The sequence below is a fragment of the uncultured Caballeronia sp. genome, from assembly GCF_964243625.1.
Lineage (GTDB): Bacteria > Pseudomonadota > Gammaproteobacteria > Burkholderiales > Burkholderiaceae > Caballeronia.
Genome location: NZ_CAXTGZ010000399.1, coordinates 1 through 5,750, shown reverse-complemented (window position 1 = coordinate 5,750; position 5,750 = coordinate 1). Strand labels below are relative to the sequence as shown.

The window sequence follows — 5,750 nt, the reverse complement described above, 5'->3', positions numbered from 1 at the left end:
GGTAATCGCCGCAAACAAAGCGCCGAGCGCGCCAAGATCAAAGCGCAGCGATTTCTCCTTTGTGCTGCTCAGGAAAAGTCGCGCAAGACAAATTCCCGCGATAAATTCTCCTATCCGCAGTATCGGCAAAAAATTGACCAGTTCTCGTGGCCAGAACTCGTTTTTCAACGAAGGCGGCAAGAATGAAAGCGCCATCGTCGGCATCACCGAACCCGCCCAGCATACGGCGATCATTGCCGAAAGCGCTGCAAGACGCCGGTTCTTTAAATAGGTGAAGAGGAACGGAAAAGCCGCGTAAAACACGGCCTCCGCGGACAGCGACCATCCCGGCGTATTCCATGCATTGGCTGTGTTGGTGGTCCACGCTTGCAGGAGCGTAAGCGACATGAAGCCGTAAAACGCCAGCCGGACATAAGTGCCTGCACCGTGTCCATGCAGCGCGACGAGATTCGAATAGATCAGCGGCGCGAACACGATCCAGCCCAGCAAATAGATCGGATAAATTTTCGCGAACCGGGAAAAATAGAATTGCCGGATGGCAGGTCGTTCCGCACCGTTTACTTCAGGGTGCGTGTAGGTCAGGATGAATCCCGAAAGGATAAAGAACAGCTCCACGGGATCGCCCGCATTTTCATAAAAATGCAGGGTCGGGATTCCCGAGGTCGCGGCCACCCTATCCGACAAGTGGTACAGCGCAACACTCAATGCCGCGAGAAAGCGAACGCCGGTCAACGCGGGAATCAATGGCCTTCTTGCGACTGTTGTCATCGTTCCATAGGGTGCGCCGCGTGCCCCCGCCCGCTTGGCGACCCTATGGTGCCCGCTAAATAAATCGAAAATTAATGCGAAAACGCGGGTTTTGGCGAAAATAAAACGCGCTCGATACGCGAATGCCTACTTTGCGAACACCTGGCCCTGATCTTCAAACGCCTTGAATTCCAGCGCGTTTCCCCCGCATGGATCGAGGAAAAACATGGTGGCCTGTTCGCCGGGCAAACCCTGGAAACGAATCTGCGGTTCAATGATGAACTTGACGTCCTGCGCGCGAAGCCGCTCAGCCAGCGCCTTCCATTCGCGCATTGGCAAGATGGCGCCGAAATGGCGGACGGGCACGTCGTGGCCATCGACTTCGCTCGTTGACTTGTGGCCGGTCTCTTCCGGCGAAAGATGCGCGACGATCTGGTGCCCGTAGAAATCGAAGTCAACCCAGCTCTCCGAGCTCCGCCCTTCAGGGCAGCCCAGCAATTCGCCGTAGAACTCCCGGGCCTTCGAGATACTGTTGACGGGGAATGCGAGGTGGAACAACGCGGTTGCAGTCATTGGATGCCTTGAGGGGTGGTTATTGAAAGCATGAGCAATATCGATGATGCTAAGATAAAGAATATCGAATGAGAAACGCATATTTTAAGGTCTAAGCATCAATTATTTTCATCATGCTCCGCTACCTCGCCACCTTCCTCACCGCCGCCGAAACAGGCTCGTTTTCCAGTGCCGGCGAACGGCTGGGCCTGACGCAATCGGCGGTCAGCATGCAGATCAAGCGGCTGGAATCAGATCTCGGGTGCCTGCTGTTCGAGCGCAGCGGGAAAGCGGTGCAATTGAGTGAACGTGGGCGGGCGCTCATCAGTCACGCACGCGACCTGGTTGCGCGCTATGACGACATGAAGGCGGGCGCGGCGCCACAGGTGTCGACAATCAATCTCGGCGCCATTTCCACCGTTCAATCCGGCCTGCTTCCCAAGGCCTTGGGAGGCTTTTTTGAGAGTTGCCCGGCGACGCAGATTCAGATCACGCCGGGCACGTCCATTCAATTGCTGGCGCAAGTCGACGCGGGTGAACTCGACATCGCGGCCATGATCAAGCCGAATTTCGGCATTCCCGCCAACCTTGTCTGGATTCCATTACTGGACGATGTCTACGTTGCCGTAGCGCCAAAGGCGGCCATGGGATCGCTAAGAGAGTGGGCGCTCGATCTGCCGTTTATTCGCTACGACCGACGCTCCTATGGCGGCGGCCTCGTCAATACGTTCTTGCGGCGACAAAAACTGATGGTGCGAGAGGGAATCGAACTCGATGAACCCGCGGTGATTGCGCAGATGGTCGCGGAAGGTTTGGGCTGGTCCGTCGTGCCGGGTGATTTGCTGATGCTCCGAGGTATGTCTTCAGTGCAGCGCCTGACGCTCCCGGGCCAGCCGGTAAGCCGCAAGCTCGGCCTGCTGGTGAGGAAAGCCGTGATGGAGCGGGCGACGACGCGAGCGCTTGTCGAGAACCTTCAGAACGAAGCGCGGATGCGCCGGTCCGATGCAGCAAAAATGGACGATGCACCTGTCGCGTCTCGTCAGGGCGTCACAGCGCGTCGGCCCAGAATAAAACGGGCTGACGCGTAGTTACAGCGGGTCCACGACAACGCTTGCTCAAGCATCTCGCCACGTGGGGCGGCGCGCGGTCTTCGCTTGCGTTGAAGGAATAAGTCCGTGTCACGGGTGTTATCAAGGGGGTACGCCTTCCCAACACTCTGACGAACGCCCCACATGAAATTCAGCGACCTGTCCTCCCCCGCTTTCTTCGAGAATCCTTACCCGTTCTACGAGCAGCTTCGCGCCGAAGGCGCGCTCGTTCCGCTTGCGCCCAACGTGGTGCTGACGGGCCGCTTCGCGATCATCGAAGCGCTGCTTCACGACCGGCGCATGGGCAAGACCTACATGCAGAGCGTTGCTGCACGATACGGCGAAAGTGGACGCGACCAGCCCGTGTTCCAGGCGCTCAGCCGCATGTTCCTGATGATGAATCCGCCCATGCACACGCGCCTGCGCAGCCTGTTGATGAAAGCTTTCAACGCACGCCAGATCGACCTGCTACGAGAGATCGCGCAAAGCACGGCGGATAATCTGGTCGCCGCGCTCAAGCCCGGTGTGGAATTCGATCTGGTCAGCGATTATCTGTTGCCGCTGCCCGTGAATATCATTTGCCGCCTGCTCGACGTACCCGTGCAAGACGGCGTGAGGCTGGGCTCAGCGGCGAGTCACCTGGGCAATGCGCTAGACAGCGCGCCCATGGACGCCGAGCGCCTCGCCGCGGCAAACGAAGCGACCCTCACCCTGCAGCGCTATTTCGCGGGCGTGGTCGAACAAAGGCGCTTGAAACCGGGCGGCGACCTCATCTCCGCACTGGTCGTTGCAGAGGAAGCAGGTGAATCCCTCAACGACGATGAAATCGTATCGAACGTGTTGCTGCTTTTTGTGGCCGGGCACGAGACGACATCGAACATGCTGGGAAATGCGTTGATTGCGCTGCATCGTCAGCCGCAGCAGCTTGAGTTGCTGCAACGCGATCCATCGCTGGTTTCCAGGGCTATCAGCGAATGCCTGCGCTTCGACAGTTCGGTGCAGATGATCGTGCGTACTGCGCTTGAAGACGTGGAAGTGGAAGGGGTAGCGCTTGCACGCGGCACCATCGTGTTCATGATGGTGGGTTCCGCCAATCGTGATCCTGGGCAATATAGCCAACCTGATCAACTGAATATTGAGCGTCCGCTTCAAGGCAAGTTGCTGTCGTTCGCCGCGGGTATTCATCACTGTCTCGGCGCAAGACTCGCTACGCTCGAACTGGAAATTGGGCTGGGCACGCTTGTCTCTCGGCTGCCGGATTTGCGCATCCCCAATCTCGACGCGCTGCAATGGCGGCAACGCAATACCCTTCGCGGCGTGGAGTCATTAAAGGCTCTTTACTAAAGAAAATGCGCTATTTCCCCATCACAGGAAAATAGCGCATCGCAAGCGCCAAGAACACGACGCGTGCTCAACGATGTCCCGTTCCTCCATGTCCGTACATATGACCGCCGCCGTGAAAACCACCGGCGTAAGCACCGCGTACGTGATAGTGGTTCATCTGGTTGAAATGGCTGTATCGATGGAAATGGTGGAAACGGTCAACAAAAATAAAGCCGACGCCCACACCGATAAACAAGGGTGGCCCCAAATACCACGGGTCCGCGTAAGGATAATCAGCTATCGGGTAGGTCAGCACGCTTCCGTCATCGCTCTGGACGATGCGCCACGTGCCATCGCTTTGCAGACATGCCCTTCCGACGATTTGCTGCATCGCGCCGTCTATCTCCGCCTGCCCGGCGATGGCGCGGCAGTTGGATTGCGCATCGGACGAAATCGAGTCGTCGTAACCTTGCGCAAAGAGCGGCGCCGACGCCGCAAAACCCGTGCACACGAATACAGCATGAACCATCCTGCGGCAAAACGCTTTACGCATGATCGTTGTCTCCAGCAATGATCCCGGCGGGTAACGCGCAGCTCCGCAAGCGCCTCGATCACGCTTTGGCGAATGCTGCTCGTGCCGGGCTTACATGGATTAAACGGGCGACCGCGCTTTATTATTCCGGACGTATCTCACGCAACATTACACGCTTGTGGCATTGGCCACCGAACGGGCCATGATCGCCGCAGCGCCAAGGTAATTCGCCGGGTCCGTGAGTTCACGCAGGCGCGCTTCGCCGAATGCATCGCGTATCCCGGAGTCCTCCATCAGCACATCAAAAAGCGTGCGGTTGTTTTCAATCGCGATGCGGCACGCGTCGTACACCACGTCGTGCGCATGCTGCCGGCCAATGCTTGGCGCGAGGCCCATCATCACCGCTTCCGCCACGATCAAACCGCCCGTCAGGTCCAGGTTCTTTCGCATCTGCGCGGCATCGACCACCAGTCCACGCAACATGAAGTTCGCCTGATGCAACGCGCTGGCGCAAAGCAGGAAACTTTCGGGTACCGCGCTCCATTCGAGATGCCACGGACCGGTTGCGCGTTCGAAGTCGTGCATCATGCCGTCGAGCATCAACGCGGCGCGTTCACGCAGCATCTTTGCGGCCGCGAACATCAACTCGCTGGATATGGGATTACGCTTTTGCGGCATGGTTGAACTTGCACCGCGTCCCGGCACGAAGGGCTCGGCCACTTCGCCGAATTCGGACGCGGCCATCATCATCACGTCGAGCGCGATCTTTCCGAGCGATCCACCAATGCTCGCGAGCAGCGATACCAGTTCGCACAAACCATCGCGTGCGACATGCCAGGTGATCTCCGGATCGCGAAGATTCAATTCGGCCGCAAACAAGCGACGCGTTTCGAGCGCCCGCTCGGGATCGTTAAGCGATGCCAGCGTGCCCGCCGCGCCGCCGAACTGCACCATCAGCGCTCGCGGTTTTGCTTGCGCAAGACGCTCGGCGTGACGGTTCAATGCCGACAGCCATACCGCTGCGCGAAAGCCGAAGGTGACAGGCAGCGCATGTTGCAGATGCGTGCGGCCGGCCGTCACCGTGTCGGCATGCTTGTTCGCGAGATCGCGCAATGCGCCGCGCACTTCGTCGAGCTGACGTTCAATGATGGCCACGCCTTGCGCGCATTGCAGCATGGTCGCGGTGTCCATGATGTCCTGCGTGGTCGCGCCCCAATGCAGATAACCGCCCGCGTCACCGCACATTTCACTGACTTGCTTGACGAGCGGCAGGATCGGGTATCCGACGATCTCCGTTTCGTGGCGCAACGCTTCCAGATCGAGCCGTGAAAAGTCGGCGCGCGCAGTAATGTCTCGCGCGGCTTCTGCGGGAATCAGACCGGCTTTGGCCTGCGCACGAGCAAGCGCCGTTTCAGCATCGATACAACGCGCGAGGTACGCGGTATCCGAAAACACGTCGCGCATTTCCGGCGTGCCGAACATGTTGCGAAAGAGAGCGGAGTCGAATA

At 58.6% G+C, this 5,750-nt stretch carries 6 protein-coding genes; 2 read left to right on the top strand and 4 right to left on the bottom strand.

From position 1 onward, the window contains the following. Together ACFFAR_RS22870 and ACFFAR_RS22865 are read right to left on the bottom strand one after the other, a co-directional pair. The coding region (locus tag ACFFAR_RS22870) for an acyltransferase family protein (protein ID WP_375508523.1) at positions 1 to 768 on the bottom strand (768 nt) is incomplete at its 3' end. Positions 769 to 894: 126 nt separating this feature from the next. Then, positions 895 to 1,320, bottom strand: a complete 426-nt coding sequence (locus ACFFAR_RS22865) for a VOC family protein (RefSeq protein WP_174364359.1) — start codon at positions 1,318 to 1,320, stop codon at positions 895 to 897. Positions 1,321 to 1,433: 113 nt separating this feature from the next. On the opposite strand from ACFFAR_RS22865, the gene ACFFAR_RS22860 reads away from it, so the two are divergent. After that, the gene (locus tag ACFFAR_RS22860) at positions 1,434 to 2,387 is read left to right on the top strand and encodes a LysR substrate-binding domain-containing protein (RefSeq protein WP_174364360.1); all 954 of its coding nucleotides are present in this window, start codon (positions 1,434 to 1,436) and stop codon (positions 2,385 to 2,387) included. 144 nt (positions 2,388 to 2,531) lie between these two features. Beyond that, positions 2,532 to 3,731, top strand: coding sequence for a cytochrome P450 (locus ACFFAR_RS22855; RefSeq protein ID WP_174364361.1), 1,200 nt, complete (start codon positions 2,532 to 2,534; stop codon positions 3,729 to 3,731). Positions 3,732 to 3,798: 67 nt separating this feature from the next. On the opposite strand, the gene ACFFAR_RS22850 is transcribed toward ACFFAR_RS22855, so the two are convergent. Next, a complete protein-coding gene (locus tag ACFFAR_RS22850) occupies positions 3,799 to 4,263 on the bottom strand; it encodes a hypothetical protein (RefSeq protein ID WP_375508522.1) in 465 nt (154 codons plus the stop codon). 147 nt (positions 4,264 to 4,410) lie between these two features. Further along, a partial coding sequence (locus tag ACFFAR_RS22845) for an adenylosuccinate lyase family protein (RefSeq protein WP_375508521.1) occupies positions 4,411 to 5,750 on the bottom strand: 1,340 nt, incomplete at its 5' end.

Coding starts and splice junctions, on each gene's coding strand:
- ACFFAR_RS22865 (WP_174364359.1), bottom strand. CDS start 1,320: ATGACTGCAACCGCGTTGTTCCACCTCGCATTCCCCGTCAACAGTATC.
- ACFFAR_RS22860 (WP_174364360.1), top strand. CDS start 1,434: ATGCTCCGCTACCTCGCCACCTTCCTCACCGCCGCCGAAACAGGCTCG.
- ACFFAR_RS22855 (WP_174364361.1), top strand. CDS start 2,532: ATGAAATTCAGCGACCTGTCCTCCCCCGCTTTCTTCGAGAATCCTTAC.
- ACFFAR_RS22850 (WP_375508522.1), bottom strand. CDS start 4,263: ATGCGTAAAGCGTTTTGCCGCAGGATGGTTCATGCTGTATTCGTGTGC.